This window comes from Mesorhizobium oxytropidicola (assembly GCF_056174625.1).
The window spans coordinates 509,882-529,937 of sequence record NZ_CM149692.1; the positions used below are offsets into that span (position 1 = coordinate 509,882).

The following is a 20,056-nucleotide window of genomic DNA, read 5'->3' on the forward strand; positions in this document are numbered from 1 at the left end:
GGCAAGATCCGCTCCGGGTCAATTCTCTGACAAATCGGCCGCGCGTCGCGCAAAGAGCGCCGACAGCGGACTGTCCGGCCGCGCCATCGAACGCTCGGCCGTGAGCGCCCTGGCGAGCGCACCGTCACCGGCCCGCAAGGCAGTTTCCATCAGCGTCAGGTCGATGACATCGCGCTGTGCGTGGCTGCCACCGAAGCGGTGCGCGATCCCCCGGATCGGTCGGATCAGATGCACGGCCTCGGTGTAGTTGCCCTCGCCGAATGCCTTGATGGCGAGCGTTAAGGGATGGCCGACATCCCGGGTAAAGGCAGCGTTGTCGTCGTCGCCACGCATCGCCTCGCGCTGCGCCTCGAGCAAGGTGCGGGCCGGAGCGTCAAGGCCGGCGCCGACGAAGGCCATCATCGCGTGCGCATCGTTGAAGGCGTAGTCGCCGGCGCCGGCCTTGGGCCACTTGGCGGCGAGCGCGGTCCAGCGGTCACCGACATCGACGCCGCCGAGATGCAGCCGCCACAGGATTGCCGACGCATCGACCATGTTGAGCGCCATCGTCGATGGCGTGCCGTAGATCGGTCCGTCATAGAGCGCCAGCACCTGGTCGGTCTCGCCGAGATCGTAGTGGAACAGCGCCAGATGCCACCAATTATGCACCTGCAGGAAGCTTTCCTTCGTCCAGGCTTCGGGATTGGCGCGCATCCAGGCGATGCCATCCCTTTGCCGGCTTTGCATTTCCATGACATGCGCCACGGCATGCTGCGCCCAGCCGTCGCGCGGTTCGATCTCGACGGCCATGCGGCCAAGCTTTTCAGCCCTGTTATAGTCGCCCATTTCCTCCAGCCCGAAGGCCTGCATGCCGAGGATGGCGTGGTAGCCGGGCATCCCGTTCTGCCATGACGGCAAGGCGCGGGCGATGCGGTCGCGCAACATGCGGGCATTGCCGGTGAAGAAGTCGATCTGGTGTCCGACCTGCAGCGCCACCGCGTCGAGCGGGTTCTCGATCGCGATATCCTCAAGAATCCTAGCAGCGTCATGCCAGCGCCCGTTGGCGAGGTGGCCGAGGGCTAAGACATGCGCCGCTTCGCGCGTCGTCGCGGCAAGCGGCAATGCCGCCTCATGGCAGGCCCTGGCCAACGCCGTCGCCTCCCGCTCGGTGGCAAGGCCAAAGAGATAGCCCTTGAAGACATGCGCCATGACGAAACCGGGATTTTCCGCGATGGCACGGTCGACGGAGGCTACGGGATCGCCGATGAAGCACTGCAATTGGCGGACCGCCTCGCTGTAGGGCGTGAACCCCGCTTCCGTCGCACCCGAAAATGCCAGGCCGAATGTGTCCTTGATTGGCATGCAATGTCCCTTGACCAGCGCGTTGCGGGCACGATGCCCTCGGTCCAAGGCGATCTTAAAGCATGGGCCACAGACACGCCAACCATGCACTACGCGTGTCTATTTCAGTAGATTTCTCAGTTCATCAACCATGACGGACAGATTAGGCTTTGTAAAATCGAACGAATTGTGGCTTCATTGCGGCGCGGCGAAGGGCTTGTAATCGCGATCTGAGAGGGGACGCGATGCGGCATTTTGAAATACAGCGTCCGAACGGCTGTTCGGAATACGTTGGTGAGTCGATTTCTTTGTTGCGACGAAAACCGCGGCAAATCCATCCATGGTTTATTAGCTTACTTGCAACTACAGCGCTGGCGTTGCTGCCGAATTCCGCAGCCCTGGCGGCCTGCGTGCTGGTTCCGTCGGCGGGGAATACCACCTTCACCTGCGATGGCGGCGATTCGGGCGGCAGCCTTACCGACACCAGCGGCGACAACACGCTGACCTTTCCCGCCGGCGGCACCGGCCAGGTGAGCGGCAACGTCACCTTTGGCGTCGGCACGGACCGCATCAACATGCAGTCCGGCACCATCACCGGCACCGTCGACCAGGGTGGCGGCACGGATTTCTTCACCATCGGTGGCGGCACTGTCGCCGGCAATGTCCAGCAGGGCGCCGGCATCGACGACTTCAACATGAGCGGCGGCCAGGTCGGATCGCTCAACCAGGGCGACGGGCTGGACACGTTCACCATGACGGGCGGGCGCATCGTCGATTTCTTCGACGATGGCGATAACGCCGTGATGACCGGCGGTCGCATCGGCCGGGTCAACATGAAGCTCGACAAGAACTATTTCAACATGTCCGGCGGCACCATCGACCGCAACCTCGTCACCGGCTTCGACCAGGACACCATCATCCTGTCGGGCGGCACGATCGGCGGCAACATCAGCGTCAGCGGCGGCAATGACAGCGTGACGATATCAGGCGGCACGATCGGCGGCGATGTGCTGATGAGCTTTGGTTCCGACAGTTTCGTCTGGAATGGCGGCGGCATCATCTATGGCGCGGTCGATCTCGGCGCCGACAACGACACCGCCAAACTCAGCAACCTCACCAACGCCAATCTCGGCGGCACGGATGCCCTGAATGGCGGTCTCGGTGCCGATGCGCTGACCTTCGACAACGTCAAGCTGGACGGAATCAGCCGGGTGCAGAACTGGGAGACGATCGACGCCACCAACGATACAGAACTAATGCTCGACGGCATTCTCAAGCTCGGCGACAGCGGCACCGGCACGGGCTCGCTCAGCGTCGATGCATCCAGCACGCTCTTTGGTGGGGGCTTCAACGCCACGATCCAGGCCTTCACGGCAGGCCAACTGGCGCAGGTCACCAATGCCGGGCGGATCGACCTGACCAACGGCAGCACGGGCGCGACCGACAGGCTGACGATCTCGGGCAATTATGTCGGCGCCGGCGGCCTGCTGCTTGTCCAGACCGTGCTCGGTGACGATTCCTCCGCCTCGGACCGGCTGGTGCTGTCGGGCGGGACGGCGTCCGGCTCGACCGGCATTTCCGTGGTCAATGTCGGCGGCGCGGGTGCCTCGACCACGCAGGACGGCATCATGGTCGTCCAGGCGGTCAACGGCGCCACTTCAGGCGCCACCACCTTCGCACTCGACGCCCCGGTCGCCGCCGGCGCCTTCGAATATTATCTGTTCAAGGGCGGCGTCAGCGCCGGCAGCGACGAGAACTGGTACCTGCGCTCGACGCTGACCACACCGGCGACACCCGCACCAGCCCCGCCGGCGCTCGAACCCACGCCACCGCCGGAACCTGAGCCGCCGGCGGCCGAGCCGCCGCCACCGCCGCCCTCCGAACTGCCGCCGACACCGCCGCCGACCGAGGGCGACATCAACACCCCGCCGGTCGATCCGACACCACCGGTGCAGGCCAGCGACCCGGAACCCGAGCCGCCACCGCCACCACCACCGGCGCCACCCGCAGATCCGCCGCCACCTCCGCCGGTGGTGCCGACCGCAGCGCCGGTATTGCCGGTGCCGACGCTGCCGGGCCCGCCACCGGTCCAGCCGACGCCGCCGACGCCCGGAGCGACCGCGGTGCAGGCAGCCGTGATCCCGCTCTACCGCATCGAGGTGCCGGTCTATTCGGCCTTGCCGCCTGTGGCCGAGCATCTGGCGATGACGACGCTCGGCACCTTCCACGAACGGCGTGGCGAGCAGAGCCTGCTGTCCGACCCGGAACTGTCGCCGGTCTGGGGCCGCATTTATGGCCAGGACGCCAAAATGGGCTGGTCGGGAACGGTGTCGCCCTCCTTCGACGGCACGCTGTTCGGCCTCCAGGCGGGCTTCGACGTGTTCGGACGCGAGACCGCCTCAGGCGGAATCGATCGCGCCGGCCTGTTCATCGCCTATGCCAGCATGAAGGGCGATGTGCGCGGCCAGGCGCTGGGATGGAACGATCTGTCAGTCGGCAGCCTCGACGTCAGCGGCGCCAGCATCGGCGGTTACTGGACGCGGATCGGCCAGGGCGGCTGGTACCTTGACGGTGTGCTGATGGCCACCTTCTTCGGCGGCGACGCGACATCGTCGCGCGACATCGGCATCGATGTCGGTGGAACCGGCGTCACCGCATCGCTGGAAGGCGGCTATCCCCTAGCGCTGGCGCAGGGCTGGACGCTCGAACCGCAGGCGCAACTGGTCTGGCAGCATCTGTCGCTCAACGACACCAACGACCGCTTCTCGTCCGTTTCCTTCGGCACCGACGACAGCGTCAGCGGCCGGCTGGGTGCGCGGCTGCAAGGCGAGACCACTTTCAACGGCATCACGCTGCAGCCCTACCTGAAGGCCAACATCTGGCATGATTTCGGCGGCACCGACCGTGTCAGCTTCGACACCACCGACATCTCGACCGAGGGCCGATCGACCTCGTTCGAGTTTGGCGGTGGCCTCGTCGCTGAGGTGACCGACAAGGTCAGCATCTTCGCCACCGGCGACTACACCACCAATCTCGGCGGCGACAAACGCCGCATCCTGGAGGGCAATCTGGGTATCAGCGTGAAGTGGTGAACCACCATCCGAAACCGGAAACCGGTTTCTGATGGAAGACAGGCCGGCTAATTACCCGAACGCATCGCCACCGTCGCGATGCCGGCGCCGACCAGCAGCGTGCCGCCGGTGCGGTTGAAGATGCGGATCGCCTTGGGATTGCGCACGACATTGCGGGCGCGCGCCGCGATCAGCGCATAGCCGAAGGCATTGGCAAAGGCGAGCGCCAGGAAAGTTGTCTCGAAGATGAGCATCTGCGTCCAGAAATCGGCATGCCGGTCGAGGAACTGCGGCAGGAAGGCGACGAAGAAGGTGATGCTTTTGGGATTGAGCGCGGTGACCAGCCAGGCATGCGCCATCATCTTGGCGGAAGACACCGCATCGGTGCGGGGTTCTGCCTTCAGCGCGCCGCCGGCGCGGAACAGCTTTACGCCGAGATAGATCAGATAGCCGGCGCCAATCAGCTTCAGGACGGTGAAAACGGTCGCCGAAGCGGCGAGCAGCGCGCCGATGCCGAGCATCGACAAGGTCATGGCGGTGAAGTCGCCAAGCGCCACGCCAACCGCCATCGGCAAAGCGGTGCGCCAGCCCTGGCCAAGCGCATAGGACACGACCAGCAGGATGGTCGGCCCCGGAATGATGAGGAGGATGGTCGACGCGGCGGCGAAAGCGGCCCAGTTTTCGAAGGACATGTCTGTCTCCCTTGGGTTAAGGAAAAGGATAAATCCTGAGCCCTGGGAGAATGTAAAGGGGCGTGATTTTAGTTTTTACGCAATTTCGGACGGAAACCGCCGCGCACTTTTTCCTGAATTGCCGCGCTATCAGTTGCGCCAACGGCCGGTCGGCGTCAGTTCGCGCCGCCCAGCGTGCTCATGATATCGGCGAGGCTGACATCGGCACCGAGAACCAAGGCGGCCGCGACAATGGCAGCGGCAAAAAGCGTGATGTCGGTTTTTAACGTCTTGCACATGCAGGCCCCTCGCTGATCGCCCGATGGGTAGGAGAGGCCGGTGCCGGGATTATGACCCGAGCTGGGTCTTTTTGTGCAGGAGCGCTCGGTTGGCGATCGCCAGCACGGCCTGATGCCGCCAGGCAGCATGCAAATGCAGGCGGCGCAAGGCGTTCACGCTTTATCAACCATGAATGATGAAAATGCCCGCTATCCGGCCGGACCGTGCTTCCCGCCGACAGCGTAGGGTTTGGGTATATGCGTGAGTTGCCGCAAGGTCTGACGCCGCCACGAAACGGCGACGCAATCGATACCGATCATCATGTTTCCCGCCGCGCCGTCCTGTCCGGGGCAGGCGCGCTGGCGCTGCTCAGCGCCGCCGGCTGCTCGACCTCGGGTGATGGCGGCATGCCGGCGCTGGAGCTCGACAATACGGTCACCGGCTCCGTGCCGCCGATGCGGCCGGCGATCAGCGTCGACAAGAACATCACCGGCGCCGATGTGATGTATGCCGCTTTGACCGACAACGGCTTCAACGTGCCTGAGGTGCCATACCTCAAGGTCAAGCCGGAATTCCGCCGCCAGATCGTCGTCGACACGACCGGCGAGGCGCCCGGCACCATCGTCGTCCATCTCAAGGAGCGCATGCTCTATCTCGTCCAGCCGGGCGGCGACGCCATCCGCTACGGCGTCGGTATCGGCAAGGACGGCTTCCGCTGGTCCGGCCGCGCCAACATCCAGTATGGACGGGAATGGCCGACCTGGACGCCGCCGCCGGAGATGATCCAGCGCAAGCCCGAACTGGTGAAGTGGCAGGGCGGCCAGCCAGGCGGCCTCACCAACCCGCTCGGGGCGCGTGCGCTCTACATCTACCAGGACGGCAAGGACACCGGCTACCGCATCCATGGCTCGCCCGAATGGTGGAGCATCGGACAGGCGATGTCGTCGGGCTGCGTGCGCCTGATCAACCAGGACATCATCGACCTCTACAGCCGCGTTTCGAAGAAAAACCCGGTCGTCGTCATGTGATGGCGGCCGCAGTTCGCGGCCGCCAGACTCTCCCGTTGCGCGATAGCGAAAGACAGGCCAAGGTGCCTTGAAAACCATCGCTCGGGAGACGTCAGGAATGGCCGGAACTTTTGTTATCGCGCAAGGTGGCGGCCCGACCGCCGTCATCAACCAGACTGTGGTCGGCGCCACGCTGGAGATCCGCAAACGGCATCCCGGCGCCAAGGTGCTAGGCTCCATCCATGGCGTGCGCGGTGTCCGTGACGGCAACTATGTCGACCTCTCCGCCATTCCGGAAGACCGGCTGCGGCTGATTGCCGGAACGCCGAGTGCAGCACTCGGCTCGACGCGCGACAAACCGGATGCCGCCTATTGCGACGTGATCCTCAACGGGCTGAAGAAGGCCGGCGCCGACGCCTTCATCTATATCGGCGGCAACGACACGTCGGGCACGCAGCAGATCCTGACCGATGCCGCCGGCGGCTCCATCGCTTTCGTCCATGCGCCGAAGACGATCGACAATGATCTTGAGGAAAACGACCACACGCCGGGCTTCATCTCGGCGGCCGAGTTCGTCGCCGGCGCCTTCCTCTCCGTCGACCTCGATTTCCGCGCTTTGCCCGGCATCTATGTCGGCATCGTCATGGGCCGGCATGCCGGTTTTCTCACGGCGGCGGCGGCCGCCTGGCAGCTCGACCCCGACAGCGGCCCGCATCTTGTCTACGTGCCGGAGCGGCCGTTCTCCGCCGCCGGCTTCATCGACGACGTGCGCGCCACGCTCGACCGCCACAAGCGCTGCATCGTCGCCGTGTCGGAAGGGGTGAGCACCGCCGACGGCAAGGCGCTGGTCGAAAGCCTGGTGCCGCCGGAAAAGCTCGAGCGCGACGCGCATGGCAACGTCAAGCTGTCGGGCAGCGACCTGCCGGCCGCACTCGAACGCGCGCTGGCCGAAGGCCTGCCGGGCAAGCGGGCCCGCGTCGACGCGCTCGGCTACATGCCGCGCGGCTATGTCGGCGCCATCAACGCCGTCGACGCGCAGGAGGCCTTCGATGCCGGCGCCTTCGCGGTCTCTGTCGCCGAACAGGGCGGCGGCTCGGTTGCGCTGCAATATGATGGCACAAAGACCGTGCTGAAGAAGGTGCCGCTGAAAAATGTGGCCGGCAAGACCCGCCACATGCCTGACGATTTCATGAAGCCCGACGTCAACCAGCTGTCGGAAGCCGGCATGGCCTATCTCAAGCGGCTGGTGCCGGAAAAGTACAAGGTCGGGAAGCCTTTCGTCTAATGTCAGGCTCACACCTGATGCCGGAATGGTTCAGCAAGAGCATCGTCGACGACTGGACGACGATGCTGACCGAGCCGTTCGTGCATGAGTATGTGCGCGCCAACATCTGGCATCTGCGCGGCCGCGACGCGGACCTCCTGGTCGACACCGGCATGGGGATCTGTCCGCTGGCGCCGGAGATCGAGACGCCGCAGGGCAAGCCGCTGCTGGTCGTCGCCACCCACATCCATCTCGACCATGTCGGCTCGCTGCACGAATTTCCGTGGCGGGCGGGCCCAAAGATGAGCGCCGCGCAGTTCGAAAGCATGGATAAGGCGGCGACCTACGCCTACATGTTCCATGATCTCGAAGGCGCCGTTTCGAAACTGCCGGTGCCGGGCTGGAAGGCAGCCGACTACAAGATCCCATCGGCACCGCTGACACGGGCGCTTGACGAGGGCGACGTGATCGATCTCGGCGACCGGCAATTCCGCGTCCTGCATCTGCCCGGGCATTCGCCGGATTCGATCGCATTGTTCGACGAGGCCGACGGGCTGTTTTTCAGCGGCGACGCCATCTACGACGACACGCTGATCGACTCGCTGCCGGATTCCGACCGTGCCGCCTATGTCAGCACCATGCGACGCCTGCTCGACCTGCCGATCCGCATCGGCCATGGCGGTCACGGACCGAGCTTCGACGGCAAGCGTATGCGTGAGATTGCAAAGGCTTACATCGACCAGACCGGCAGCATCTGAGCTTAGCGGGGCCTTCACGCTGCCGGAAGCGGTCACGCGAATGTGGGACGTCCATCCGCTCAAAAAGAATTAAATCTTTGTAATATAATCGAAAAAACCTAATTTGCCCGCATCCGCGTCCTAGATTCCGGTTTCATCGACCCGAACGGCCGCCGCATGAAGCGAGACAGGCGGCCGCGACGGCCGGTACGCCGAATGGGCCGCTCCCAGACAGGCCACGGCGCCGAACCTAATGTCTCGCACGGACAACGACCATGTCATCCCCAAACATTCTTCGCAGACATCGCGTCGCCGCATTGCTGGGCGCCGCCCTCATCATCTCCCCCTTCGTCGTTTCATTTGCTCAAAGTGCCGGCAACACAGGCGTGAGCAACGTTGTCGCGACGACCCAGACCCCTGTCGCCGGTATCACCGCCCCCAACGGCTCCTTTGCGCCGATCGTAGCGGCCGACAAGCCGGCGGTGGTGACGGTCACAACGATCATGAAAGCGCAGCCGGCAAATGACGACGACGGAGCGCCTCTCGGCAACTCGCCGTTCGACCAGTATTTCCGTCAATTCTTCGGTGACCAGGGCATGCCCGCTCCGCAGACACCGCCACAGCAGGCGCAACGAGCCGAAGCGCTCGGTTCGGGCTTCATCATTGGTGCCGACGGCACCATCGTCACCAACAATCACGTCGTCGACGGCGCCTCCTCGATCAAGGTGACGCTCGATGACGGCACCGAACTTCCCGCCAAGCTCGTCGGCCGCGACGCCAAGAACGATCTCGCCGTGCTCAAGATCAAGACCGACAAGCCCTTGCCGACGGTCAAATGGGGCGATTCCGACCGGCTGATGACCGGCGACCAGGTGCTGGCGATCGGCAATCCGTTCGGCATCGGCACCACTGTGACGGCAGGCATCGTGTCTGCACGCGGCCGCGACCTGCATAGCGGGCCGTTCGACGATTTCATCCAGATCGACGCGCCGATCAACCATGGCAATTCCGGCGGCCCGCTGGTGGATGTGAACGGCAATGTCGTCGGCATCAACACGGCGATCTATTCGCCCAATGGCGGCAGTGTCGGCGTCGGCTTCGCCATCCCGTCGGACCAGGCGCAGAAGGTCGTCGCCAAGCTGATGAAGGACGGTTCCATCCAGTACGGCTATCTCGGCGTCGAGATCCAGCTGGTGACGCCTGACGTGGCAAGCGCCATCGGGCTCGATCATGCCGGCGGCGCGCTGGTTTCCAAGGTCAATGACAGTTCGCCCGCGGCGAGTGCCGGCGTCGAAACTGGCGATGTCATCACCGGCTTCGCCGGACAGGACGTGAAGGATCCCAAGGATCTGTCGCGCGCCGTCGCCGATGTCGCGCCCGGCGCCAAGGAGACGCTGGATGTCTGGCGCAAGGGCAAGGCCATGCAGATTTCCGTCGATGTCGGGCAAAACAGCGACGATGTGAAGACGGCATCGACTGATAGTTCCGATACGCCGAGCACCGAACAGGGCTCCCGCGCGCCGGCGATCGGCCTTGGCCTGATGGACCTCACATCAGACATTCGCCAGCAGATGAACCTCGCCGACAACGAGCGTGGCGCGGTGGTTGCGCGCGTCAATCCCGACAAGGCGGCGGCCGCTGCCGGCATCCAGCCCGGCGATATCATCGTTGCCGTCAACCAGGCCCCAGTGAAGAGCGCCAAGCAGGTCACGCAGGCGATCGCGCAGGCCAGCAGATCCGGCCGCAAGTCGGTGCTGCTGCTGGTCGAACGCGACGGTGGCCAGATCTATGTCGCCGTGCCGTTCGCCAATGGCTGAGGCGCTCTGCCGGATTTGACGGTGGCAGGCTCGTCGCGACGAGCCCGCCACTCAGTGCCATCTAGAGCTTGCGCAGCGCTACTTCCTCGATCAGGTGGTCGGCGCCCTTTCGCAGAATGAGATCGGCGCGGGCCCGCGTCGGCAGGATGTTTTCGCGCAAATTCTTCAGATTGATGTTGGTCCACAGGCCTTCGGCGATGGCGCGCGCCGAATCCTCCGAAAGCTGCGAATAGCGGTGGAAGAAGGAGTCCGGATTGCGGAAAGCGGTCTCGCGCAACCGCATGAAGCGCGAGATGTACCATTCGTGGATCAGCTTCTCGTCGGCATCGATATAGATGGCGAAGTCGAAAAAGTCGGACAGGAAGGGCACGATCTTGCCGTCCTGTGGCAGCTTGCCCGGCTGCAGGACATTAATGCCTTCGAAGATCAGAATATCAGGCCGGTCGATGGTGACGAACTCGCCGGGAATGACGTCATAGGTGAGATGCGAATAGACCGGCGCGCGGACATCGGGCAGCGCCGACTTGATGCCCGAAAGGAAGCGCAGCAGCGCCCCGACATCATAGCTGTCAGGAAAACCCTTGCGTTCCATCAGGTTTTCGCGGCGCAGAACCTCATTGGGCAGCAGAAAACCGTCGGTGGTGATTAGATCGACCTTGGGGCTCGATGGCCAGCGCGCCAGAAGCTCCTTCAGCACGCGTGCGGTGGTCGATTTGCCGACCGCGACGGAGCCGGCAATGCCGATGATGAACGGCGTCTTGACGATGTCGACGGCGTTGAAGAAGGCCTGGCGCTGCCGGAACAGAAGCTGGCTCGCCTCGACATGGGCGGACAAGAGCCGCGACAGCGACAGATAGATGCGCTTGACCTCCTCGAGGTCGACCGGATCGTTGAGCGATCGCAGGCGGCGGAATTCGTCCTCGCTTAGCGTCAGCGGCGTGTCGGCGCGGAATCGCGACCATTGCTCGGCCGAAAAGAAACGAAAGGGGGAATATTTCTCGGTTGGCGCGAGCTGATCCATCGAGATACCTGCCCTCCCTCGCGGTCAGCCCTTGGGCCGTGACGCCTTCTCGGCGATGCCCGAACGGCCGGTGCGGCCTTCGAGTTCCTTGAGCACGTCGCTCAACGGAACACCCGAGAGGCCGAGAACGACGAGCCAATGATATATAAGATCGGCACTTTCGGAAACGAGGCCCTGTTTGTCGCCCTTGACGGCGGCAATCACGGTCTCGATCGCCTCCTCGCCGAGCTTCTGGGCCGCCTTGTCGATGCCGCGGGCGAACAGTTTCGCTGTCCAAGAGTCCGGATCGCCGGATTGGGCACGGTCCCTGATGATTGTCTCCAGGTCGGAGAACGAAAATTCAGCCATGGCGCCTAGGGCCCTTTTCTTAGCCGGACAGGCTCTAGGGCCGAACGCCCGAGGAGTCCAGCCGCATCGGCAGCCCGGCCTCGGCCATATGCGCCTTGGCCTGTGCTATGGTGTAGGTGCCGAAATGGAAGATCGAGGCCGCCAGCACCGCGCCGGCATGGCCGTCGCGAATGCCTTCGACCAGGTGATCCAGCGTGCCGACGCCGCCCGACGCGATGACCGGCGCACGCACCGCATCGGCGATCGCACGTGTCAGCGCGATGTCGTAGCCGGCCTTGGTGCCGTCGCGGTCCATCGAGGTCAACAGGATCTCGCCGGCGCCGCGATCGACCATTTTGCGGGCGAATTCGACCGCGTCTATGCCGGTCTTCTCGCGCCCGCCATGGGTGAAGATCTCCCAGCGGTCGGCCTCGCCGGCGCCGGAGACCTTCTTGGCGTCGATGGCGACGACGATGCACTGGTTGCCGAACTTGTCGGCGGCTTCGGCGACGAAATCCGGGTTCTTCACCGCAGCCGTGTTGATCGACACCTTGTCGGCGCCGGCCAAAAGTAGCTTCCTGATGTCGGCGACCTGGCGCACGCCGCCGCCGACAGTCAGCGGCATGAAGCACTGTTCGGCGGTGCGGGCGATGACATCGAAGATGGTTTCACGGTTGTCCGATGAAGCCGTTATGTCGAGGAAGCAAAGCTCGTCGGCACCTGCGGCGTCATAGGCCTTGGCCGCCTCGACCGGGTCGCCGGCGTCGATGAGGTCGACGAAGTTGACGCCCTTGACGACACGGCCGTCCTTGACGTCGAGGCACGGGATGACGCGGGCTTTCAGCATCAGCGGCCCTCTATCGTGGCGATGAGATCGTTGAGCAGCTTGCCAACCAGCGGCGGCACGTCAGCCTGGGCATCGAAAGCCGGATCGTAGGCGGAAACGGTGATGCCGACGACCGGCACCGCCAGTGCCATGGCGCAGGCCGCGTCGCGCAACTGTTCCGGGTTCGGCCCGCCTGACGTGACATAGCGGTTGGCCTGCAGATCCTTGGGGTCGTGCACGTCGAGATCGAGGTGCATGTGCACGCTTTTGGCGCCTGCGGCCTGCAGCTTTTGCGTCGCTTGCACGACCCCGGTACATTCGGTGCGGATCACGGGCAAGGTCTTGAGGAGCTGCTCCTCGGCCGGATCGAGATCACGGGCGTTGACGAGCACGCAGCGTGACGGATCGATCGGCTTGAAGCCGGGAACGGCCCCTGCCATCGGGCGCCAGCACAGGCCAAGCACCGTCGCCAGCGCCATGCCGTCGAGAAAGCCGTATGTGGAGGTCTCGGGCGTGTTGAGGTCACCGTGCTGATCGGCCCAGATGATCGCATCGGCGCCCTCGCCGGCGACCGCGCCGGCTGATGTCAGGCAGTTTCCGGCCAGCACGATGGGGAACCGCCCCCTGTCGATGGCAATGCGGACCTCGCCGGAGACCGCGTTGCAGACGGCAAAGCCGGTGGCGATCTCGCGCTCCTGCTCGGCACCGACCCTGCCGATATCCTCAACCGCGACATCGTGGCCGGCCATGGTCAGGGCATCGACGAGGCCGCCTGCGATCAGCGCATCCGGGCCCTGGCCCATGCCGCCATGATAGTGGCCGCTGTCATAGGAGGCGAGGATGAGGGTGATTTTCACGATTTCGCCTCCGCCACCGGCCGGCCCCGCAGGATCGCCAATGCCTCGGCCGGGTCGATGCGGCCGTCATAGAGCGCGCGGCCCGAGATGGCGCCTTCGAGCTTCTGCGCGTCGGGCATGGTCATGCGCACGATGTCGGCGATCGAGGCAAGGCCGCCCGACGCGATGACCGGGATCGATACGGCCTCGGCGAGGTCAATGGTTGAGTCCCAGTTGATGCCGGTCAGCACGCCGTCGCGATCGATGTCGGTGTAGATGATGGCGGCGACGCCGGCGCCCTCGAATTTCCTCGCCAGTTCGATGACGCCGAGGCTCGACGCCTCGGCCCAGCCCTCGACCGCCACCTTGCCGCCCTTGGCGTCGATGCCGACGGCCACCTTGCCTGGGAAAGCCTTGCAGGCCTGCCTGACCAGCTCGGGATCGCGCACCGCCACCGTGCCGAGGATGACGCGGGCCAGCCCTCGGTCGAGCCAGTCCTCGATCTGTTCCAGCGTGCGGATGCCACCGCCGAGCTGCACCGGGTTCTTCGTCGCCTTGAGGATGGCGCCAACCGCCGCGCTGTTGACGCTCTGGCCCTTGAAGGCGCCGTTGAGGTCCACGACATGCAGCCATTCGAAGCCTTGGTCCTCGAAGGCTTTTGCCTGCGCGGCGGGATCATCGTTGTAGATGGTCGCGGTTGCCATGTCGCCGTGCTTCAGGCGCACGCATTTGCCGTCCTTCAGGTCGATGGCGGGAAACAGGATCACGATTCAGGCGCCCTTCTTGCTCATGCTCTAGGGCCTCCAACGGAGGAAATTGGTGATGAGCGCCAGGCCCAGCGCCTGGCTCTTCTCCGGATGGAACTGCGTGCCGACGAGATTGTCGCGGGCGACTGTCGCCGTCACCGGGCCGCCATAGTCGGCTTCAGCCAGAATCTCGTCCGGCTTCCTTGCGTCGAGATGGTAGGAATGGACGAAATAGGCGTGCAGCCCCGCTGCGCCGGTCGGAATGCCGGCAAACAGCGGGTGCTGGCGCCTGAGCTCGATCGTGTTCCAGCCGATCTGCGGAATTTTCAGCGCCGGATCGGCGGGCGTGATCTCCTTGACGTCGCCCGATATCCAGCCAAAGCCATGGGTGATGGTCTTTTCCAGGCCGCGCTCGGACATCAGCTGCATGCCGACGCAGATGCCGAGGAAAGGCCGGCCCCTAGCAATAGCGACCTCCTCGACCGCTTCCCACATGCCGTCGACGGCGCGCAAGCCTGCCGCGCAGTCGGCATAGGCGCCGACGCCGGGCAGGACGATACGGTCGGCCGTGCGCACCCGGTCGGCATCCGCCGTCAGGTCGATCTCGGCCGCTATGCCGGCTTCGCGCGCGGCGCGCTCGAAGGCCTTGGTGGCCGAGCGCAGATTGCCCGAGCCGTAGTCGATAATTGCTACCCGCATGTCAGGGTCTTCCCGGGATGTGGGTCAAGCCCAGCGCGATGCCGGGCTGCGCCGGGCGGGCCAGGGCGGCATCGGGGACGATGCGCGGCGCGGGCGTGGTTTCTTCCGCCTGCTCCTCGACCTCCAGCGCATAGCGTATGTCGGCGTCGTCGAGCCGGCCGGCCTGAACCACGCCCCATTCATGCCAGCCGCGCCGGCGAAGCGCCGCGATGCGCAACCCCTGCCCTTCCAGGCCGACATAGAACGAAACGAGCAGCGACAGCAATGAACTGGCCAAGCCGAGGCCGAGCGTTTCGCCAAGCGTCGAAAGCAGGGCCATGACGACGAAGGCAAGTCCTGCTTCGATCCATAGCCGATGCCAAGCAAGCCATAGCGGCGGCACCAGCAGACCGATCCAGGTGAAGCCGTCGCGGACAAAGGTCGTTGTGTCGACCTTTTCGCTGCGGCCGGGCGGTTCCATCACGACATAGGCGGCCATGGCGCTATCCCTTCAACGATCCCTTGGTGGAAGGAACCGCGTCCGGCTGGCGCGGGTCGTGCTCAAGTGCGGCGCGCAGCGCGCGAGCCACCGCCTTGAAGCAGGTTTCGGCGATGTGGTGGTTGTTGGCGCCATAATGGTTGGTGACATGCAGCGTGATGCCGGCATTCTGCGCCAGCGCCTGGAAGAATTCCCGCACCAGTTCGGTGTCGAAGGTGCCGATCTTGGGCGACGAGAAGGATACGTTCCAGACAAGGAACGGCCGGCCAGACACGTCGATCGCCGCGCGTGTCAGCGTCTCGTCCATGGCAAGGTCGATCGAGGCATAGCGCATGATGCCGCGCCGCTCACCCAGCGCCTTGGTCAGCGCCTGGCCAAGCGCGATGCCGGTGTCCTCGACCGTGTGGTGATCGTCTATGTGCAGGTCGCCCTTGGCCCTGACCGTCATGTCGATCAGCGAATGGCGCGAAAGCTGGTCCAGCATATGGTCGAAGAAGCCAACGCCCGTGGCGATATCGGATTTGCCCGAGCCGTCGACATGGATCGACACCGAGATGTCGGTTTCCTTGGTCTTGCGGCTGGCTTCGGCGGAACGGGGCGCCATCACTCTATCCTTGTCCCAGCGGTTCACATGGTGACCGGTTCACAGGCTTCAAGCGCTCGCGGGCTTGAAAACGAATGCCTTCTATCAGCATGATCCGGCGATTGCCAGTTGCCTCGCACAGAGGTATCGGCCTTGCCGGAAAGGCGGTTTGCAATCATGGGTCCCATGCATACATATGGCCGATAAATCACTCGTACCGCGCCAATCGCCTTTTGGGATCGCGCGAATCGGAGCCAATAAATGTCTGATAATCTGACCATGCACGCCACGACCATCGTGACGGTGCGCAAGGGCAACAAGGTGGTGATCGCCGGCGACGGCCAGGTCAGCCTTGGCCAGACCATCATGAAGGGCAATGCCCGCAAAGTCCGCCGCATCGGCAAGGGCGGCAATGTGATCGCCGGTTTCGCCGGCGCCACCGCAGATGCCTTCACGCTGCTGGAACGGCTGGAAGCCAAGCTTGAACAATATCCCGACCAGCTGACGCGCGCCTGCGTCGAGCTCGCCAAGGACTGGCGCACCGACCGCTATCTGCGTCGGCTGGAGGCGATGATGCTGGTGGCCGACAAGTCGGTCTCGCTGGCGCTGACAGGCACCGGCGACGTGCTCGAACCCGAACATGGCGTCATGGCCATTGGTTCGGGCGGCAATTTCGCGCTGGCCGCGGCGCGGGCGCTGATGGACACCGACAAGGACGCCGAGGAGATCGCCCGCAAGGCGATGCAGATCGCCTCCGACATCTGCGTCTACACCAACAACAATTTTATTGTCGAAACGCTCGATGCCGCCTGAGAAGGTGGCGCTCTATGATTTTCGGCCGGTCACAGAAAAGACCTGCCGATGATCGCCGGCTGGCTCGCCGAGCCGCATGTCGCCGAGTGGTGGAACGATCCGGAGACGGAAATCGCCGAGATTCGCGATCATATCGACTCGATTTCGGTCGAGCCGCTGATCGTCGAACTCGACGGCAAGCCGATTGCCTATCTGCAGAGCTACGACCCGCATTTGGAAGACGACCATCCCTATGCCGACCAGCCGTTCGGCACACTCGGCATCGATCTCACGATCGGCCGGCCGGAGCTGGTCGGCATCGGCCATGGCTCGGCGATTGTGCGCCAGTTCGTCGACGATCTGTTCGAGGAAGGTGTGCCCCGCGTCATCATCGACCCCGATCCGGCCAATCTCAGGGCCATCCGCGCCTATGAAAAAGCCGGATTCCAGGCCATAGACCGCAGGCAATCGGTCTATGGCGACGTCGTGCTGATGGCGATCGATGCCGATGATGATGACGAGGGGGAATAACCAGATGAGCAAACCAGGGGCGGACGATGGCTATTCGGCCTATGAAGACAGCTGGCGCATGGGTCTTCTGCTCGTCCTTGGCCTGCTCATCTTCCAGGCCGGGGCGCTCTATGGCATGGGCCGGACACCGATCTGCACCTGCGGCTACGTCAAACTCTGGCATGGCGTGGTGAACAGTTCGGAGAATTCCCAGCACATTGCCGACTGGTACACCTTCTCGCACATCATCCACGGCTTCCTGTTCTATGCCTTGGCACGGTTCCTGTTTCCGCGTTCGCCGATCGGCTTGCGGCTGGCATTCGCGGTCCTGATCGAGGGCGGCTGGGAGCTGCTGGAGAACAGCCCGTTCATCATCGAGCGTTACCGCGCCGGCACCATTTCGCTCGACTATTACGGCGACAGCATCATCAATTCGGTGTCCGACACACTGGCCATGGTGCTGGGATTTGTGATGGCGCGAAGGCTACCTATATGGGTGATCGTTAGCCTCGCCATCCTTTTCGAACTGGGTACCGGCTATCTCATCCGGGACAATCTGACACTCAACGTGATCATGCTGCTGCATCCGTTCGAGGCCATCAAGCAGTGGCAAAGTGGAATTTAGCTATGACGACATTTTCTCCCCGCGAAATCGTTTCGGAACTCGACCGCTTCATCATCGGCCAGAAGGACGCCAAGCGCGCCGTGGCCATCGCCTTGCGCAACCGCTGGCGCCGCCAACAGCTGGTAGGCCAGATGCGCGAAGAGGTGATGCCGAAGAACATCCTGATGATCGGCCCGACCGGCGTCGGCAAAACCGAGATCTCACGCCGCCTGGCGCGGCTCGCCGGTGCGCCTTTCGTCAAGGTCGAGGCGACCAAGTTCACCGAAGTCGGCTATGTCGGCCGCGATGTCGAGCAGATCATCCGCGACCTCGTCGAGATCGCCATCGGCCTGGTGCGCGAAAAGATGCGCGAAGACGTCAAGGCGCGTGCCCACATCAATGCCGAGGAACGCGTGCTGGAAGCGCTGGTCGGCAAGACCGCCAGCCCGGCGACGCGCGACAGCTTCCGCAAGAAGCTGCGCGACGGCGAACTCGACGACAAGGAAATCGAGATCGAAGTGGCCGACACCGGCAATGGCGGTATGCCCGGCTTCGAGATTCCCGGCATGCCGGGCGCCAATATCGGCGTGCTCAACATCAACGACATGCTGTCGAAGGCGATGGGCGGCAAGAAGACCAAGTCGCGCAAGACCACGGTGAAAGAGTCCTACGACCTGCTGGTCAGCGACGAGTCCGACAAGCTGCTCGACCAGGACGAGGTGGTGCGCCGGGCGCTCGACGCGACGGAAAATGACGGCATCGTCTTCCTCGACGAGATCGACAAGATCGCCGCGAGATCCGACATTTCCGGCGGGCCTTCGCGCGAAGGCGTGCAGCGCGACCTGCTGCCACTGGTCGAAGGCACGACGGTGGCGACCAAATACGGACCGTTGAAGACGGATCACATATTGTTCATCGCTTCGGGCGCGTTCCACGTCTCGAAGCCGTCCGACCTTTTGCCCGAATTGCAGGGCCGCCTGCCGATCCGCGTCGAGTTGCGCGCGCTGGAAAAGGACGATTTCGTCCGCATCCTGACCGAGACGGAAGCCAGCCTCATCAAGCAGTATATCGCGCTGATGAAAACCGAGGGCGTCGACCTGACCTTCACCGACGACGCCATCGATTCGCTGGCCGGCATAGCCGTCGATCTCAATGCCAGCGTCGAGAATATCGGCGCCAGACGGCTGCAGACGGTGATGGAACGCGTGCTGGACGAGATTTCGTATGATGCGCCCGACCGCAACGGCACATCAGTCACCATCGACGCCGCCTATGTGGAAAAGCATGTCGGCGATCTCTCGCGAAACACAGATTTGTCGCGTTTCATCCTTTAAACGACGGTAGCGGGTCATTCCGGCGCCGGCCTAGGCAATATTCCGGCGAATAGAACCATGTGTGGCCAGATGGTACCATCTGGCCACCTTTCGTCTTGCCGGGTGAAGGGGCGCTCTCGACTCAACCCAGAGCACTACCGTAGTTTGCCCGCAAGATTTGCAGGCGGCGGCGCATGAAAAAACTGATCCCAGTCCTTCTCGGCTTGACGCTGGCGGCGACGCTGTTCGCGGCTGAGGCGGCGACATTGGTGCCGGCGGGAAACCGCAATGCCGAGCAGCCCGATATTCCCGGCGCCTCGAGCCGGCGCACGCAGGCGACCAACACCACCTTCCAGGCAAAATACCGCAAGGTCTATGCCTTGCTGCAGAACGACCCCGATCTGCGCGGCAAGATCAAGAAGGCCGCTTCCGCCTATGGCATCGATCCGATGCATATCGTCGGCGCCATTGTCGGCGAGCACACCTACAATGTCGACGCCTATGACCGGCTGCAGACCTATTACGTAAAGGCGATCTCCTACCTCTCCAGCAAGCTGTCCTTCGCCTATGATGGCGAGGACATCACCGATTTCGTGCAGCGGCCGGAGTTCAAGAAATGCGCTATGTCCGACAGCTATGATCTGTGGGAATGCCGCGAGCAGGTGTGGAACCATTCATTTCGCGGCAAGAATGTTGGCGGCGAGGACTTTCCCGACGACCGTTTCGGCGCCACCTTCTTCCAACCCTACTATGCCGGCCAGACTTTTGGGCTCGGCCAGCTCAACCCTTTGACGGCACTGCAGATGAGCGATCTCGTGCACAAGGTGTCGGGCCTGCCGAAGCTCGACGTCGGCGACCCCAATTCGGTTTACAAGACCATCATGGATCCGGATCTGACCTTGCCTTATGTCGCGGCGACGATCAGGAAATCGATCGATGCCTATAAGAGCATTGCCGGTTTCGACATTTCGGGCAATCCGGGGCTGACCGCCACGCTCTACAATGTCGGCAATCCGGAGCAGCGCGCCTATGCGCTGAAGGCGGAAAACGACAAGCGCCGCGCCGCCGGCGAGCCGGAAAAATTGCCGGAAGAGAATTATTACGGCTGGCTGGTCAACGACAAGCTGCCGGAGCTGAAGGCGCTGTTCTAGGGCG

The 20,056-nt window shown here is 63.7% G+C and carries 20 protein-coding genes and 1 pseudogene; 10 read left to right on the forward strand and 11 right to left on the reverse strand.

Annotated elements, in window-relative coordinates; translation table 11 throughout:
• Nucleotides 1-18: 18 nt before the first annotated feature.
• Complete coding sequence (locus AC0V8S_RS02390; protein ID WP_475436704.1) at nucleotides 19-1,341, reverse strand: tetratricopeptide repeat protein; 1,323 nt, start codon at nucleotides 1,339-1,341, stop codon at nucleotides 19-21.
• A gap of 224 nt (nucleotides 1,342-1,565) precedes the next feature.
• On the opposite strand from AC0V8S_RS02390, the gene AC0V8S_RS02395 reads away from it, so the two are divergent.
• Nucleotides 1,566-4,412, forward strand: a complete 2,847-nt coding sequence (locus AC0V8S_RS02395; RefSeq protein WP_475436705.1) for an autotransporter family protein — start codon at nucleotides 1,566-1,568, stop codon at nucleotides 4,410-4,412.
• Nucleotides 4,413-4,459: 47 nt separating this feature from the next.
• On the opposite strand, the gene AC0V8S_RS02400 is transcribed toward AC0V8S_RS02395, so the two are convergent.
• Both AC0V8S_RS02400 and AC0V8S_RS02405 read right to left on the reverse strand, forming a co-directional pair.
• Nucleotides 4,460-5,083: a LysE family translocator gene (locus AC0V8S_RS02400; protein ID WP_183464827.1), complete on the reverse strand. Its 624-nt coding sequence runs from the start codon at nucleotides 5,081-5,083 to the stop codon at nucleotides 4,460-4,462.
• A gap of 155 nt (nucleotides 5,084-5,238) precedes the next feature.
• Nucleotides 5,239-5,361, reverse strand: a complete 123-nt coding sequence (locus tag AC0V8S_RS02405; RefSeq protein ID WP_095203121.1) for a hypothetical protein — start codon at nucleotides 5,359-5,361, stop codon at nucleotides 5,239-5,241.
• Between the two features lie 237 nt (nucleotides 5,362-5,598).
• Here AC0V8S_RS02405 and AC0V8S_RS02410 point away from each other — a divergent pair, with 237 nt between their 5' ends.
• The 4 genes from AC0V8S_RS02410 (at nucleotide 5,599) to AC0V8S_RS02425 (ending at nucleotide 10,166) form a co-directional block, all read left to right on the forward strand.
• Nucleotides 5,599-6,369 (forward strand): L,D-transpeptidase, encoded by a 771-nt coding sequence (locus tag AC0V8S_RS02410; protein ID WP_244661939.1) that lies wholly within the window; start codon nucleotides 5,599-5,601, stop codon nucleotides 6,367-6,369.
• A 97-nt stretch (nucleotides 6,370-6,466) separates the two neighbouring features.
• The gene (locus AC0V8S_RS02415; protein ID WP_475436706.1) at nucleotides 6,467-7,633 is read left to right on the forward strand and encodes a diphosphate--fructose-6-phosphate 1-phosphotransferase; all 1,167 of its coding nucleotides are present in this window, start codon (nucleotides 6,467-6,469) and stop codon (nucleotides 7,631-7,633) included.
• A gap of 17 nt (nucleotides 7,634-7,650) precedes the next feature.
• Nucleotides 7,651-8,370, forward strand: a complete 720-nt coding sequence (locus AC0V8S_RS02420; RefSeq protein WP_183465120.1) for an MBL fold metallo-hydrolase — start codon at nucleotides 7,651-7,653, stop codon at nucleotides 8,368-8,370.
• A 254-nt stretch (nucleotides 8,371-8,624) separates the two neighbouring features.
• Nucleotides 8,625-10,166: a DegQ family serine endoprotease gene (locus AC0V8S_RS02425; RefSeq protein WP_475436707.1), complete on the forward strand. Its 1,542-nt coding sequence runs from the start codon at nucleotides 8,625-8,627 to the stop codon at nucleotides 10,164-10,166.
• A 61-nt stretch (nucleotides 10,167-10,227) separates the two neighbouring features.
• Here the strand turns inward: AC0V8S_RS02425 and coaA are convergent, their stop codons facing one another.
• Genes coaA through hisB form a run of 8 tightly spaced genes read right to left on the reverse strand, consistent with a single transcriptional unit; the run spans nucleotide 10,228 to nucleotide 15,703 of the window.
• Nucleotides 10,228-11,187: a type I pantothenate kinase gene (gene coaA, locus AC0V8S_RS02430; RefSeq protein ID WP_183464824.1), complete on the reverse strand. Its 960-nt coding sequence runs from the start codon at nucleotides 11,185-11,187 to the stop codon at nucleotides 10,228-10,230.
• Nucleotides 11,188-11,211: 24 nt separating this feature from the next.
• Nucleotides 11,212-11,535 carry a phosphoribosyl-ATP diphosphatase gene (locus AC0V8S_RS02435; RefSeq protein WP_475436708.1) on the reverse strand — a complete coding sequence of 108 codons (324 nt, stop codon included), beginning with the start codon at nucleotides 11,533-11,535 and terminating at the stop codon, nucleotides 11,212-11,214.
• A gap of 34 nt (nucleotides 11,536-11,569) precedes the next feature.
• The gene (gene hisF, locus AC0V8S_RS02440; protein WP_183465119.1) at nucleotides 11,570-12,364 is read right to left on the reverse strand and encodes an imidazole glycerol phosphate synthase subunit HisF; all 795 of its coding nucleotides are present in this window, start codon (nucleotides 12,362-12,364) and stop codon (nucleotides 11,570-11,572) included.
• On the reverse strand, nucleotides 12,361-13,197 hold the full coding sequence (locus AC0V8S_RS02445; protein ID WP_475436709.1) for an arginase family protein: 837 nt from the start codon (nucleotides 13,195-13,197) through the stop codon (nucleotides 12,361-12,363). Before AC0V8S_RS02445 ends, hisF begins: the two co-directional genes overlap by 4 nt.
• Entirely contained in the window at nucleotides 13,194-13,943 is a 750-nt protein-coding gene (hisA, locus tag AC0V8S_RS02450) for a 1-(5-phosphoribosyl)-5-[(5-phosphoribosylamino)methylideneamino]imidazole-4-carboxamide isomerase (RefSeq protein WP_475436710.1), read from the reverse strand. The genes AC0V8S_RS02445 and hisA overlap by 4 nt, the downstream gene beginning before the upstream one ends.
• 27 nt (nucleotides 13,944-13,970) lie before the next feature.
• Nucleotides 13,971-14,621, reverse strand: coding sequence for an imidazole glycerol phosphate synthase subunit HisH (gene hisH / locus AC0V8S_RS02455; RefSeq protein ID WP_475436711.1), 651 nt, complete (start codon nucleotides 14,619-14,621; stop codon nucleotides 13,971-13,973).
• A gap of 1 nt (nucleotide 14,622) precedes the next feature.
• Nucleotides 14,623-15,099: a DUF2628 domain-containing protein gene (locus AC0V8S_RS02460; RefSeq protein WP_475436712.1), complete on the reverse strand. Its 477-nt coding sequence runs from the start codon at nucleotides 15,097-15,099 to the stop codon at nucleotides 14,623-14,625.
• Nucleotides 15,100-15,103: 4 nt separating this feature from the next.
• Nucleotides 15,104-15,703: an imidazoleglycerol-phosphate dehydratase HisB gene (gene hisB / locus AC0V8S_RS02465; RefSeq protein WP_172220942.1), complete on the reverse strand. Its 600-nt coding sequence runs from the start codon at nucleotides 15,701-15,703 to the stop codon at nucleotides 15,104-15,106.
• 240 nt (nucleotides 15,704-15,943) lie between these two features.
• Here hisB and hslV point away from each other — a divergent pair, with 240 nt between their 5' ends.
• From hslV to AC0V8S_RS02490, 5 genes and pseudogenes are all read left to right on the forward strand, one after another.
• Nucleotides 15,944-16,495 carry an ATP-dependent protease subunit HslV gene (gene hslV, locus AC0V8S_RS02470; RefSeq protein ID WP_095203108.1) on the forward strand — a complete coding sequence of 184 codons (552 nt, stop codon included), beginning with the start codon at nucleotides 15,944-15,946 and terminating at the stop codon, nucleotides 16,493-16,495.
• A pseudogene (locus AC0V8S_RS02475) lies at nucleotides 16,485-17,005 on the forward strand (GNAT family N-acetyltransferase). Before hslV ends, AC0V8S_RS02475 begins: the two are co-directional and overlap by 11 nt.
• A gap of 4 nt (nucleotides 17,006-17,009) precedes the next feature.
• Complete coding sequence (locus AC0V8S_RS02480; RefSeq protein WP_095203106.1) at nucleotides 17,010-17,609, forward strand: DUF2585 domain-containing protein; 600 nt, start codon at nucleotides 17,010-17,012, stop codon at nucleotides 17,607-17,609.
• 2 nt (nucleotides 17,610-17,611) lie between these two features.
• A complete protein-coding gene (gene hslU, locus AC0V8S_RS02485; protein WP_183464816.1) occupies nucleotides 17,612-18,922 on the forward strand; it encodes an ATP-dependent protease ATPase subunit HslU in 1,311 nt (436 codons plus the stop codon).
• Nucleotides 18,923-19,095: 173 nt separating this feature from the next.
• A complete protein-coding gene (locus AC0V8S_RS02490) occupies nucleotides 19,096-20,052 on the forward strand; it encodes a DUF1402 family protein (protein ID WP_475436713.1) in 957 nt (318 codons plus the stop codon).
• Nucleotides 20,053-20,056 lie beyond the last annotated feature (4 nt).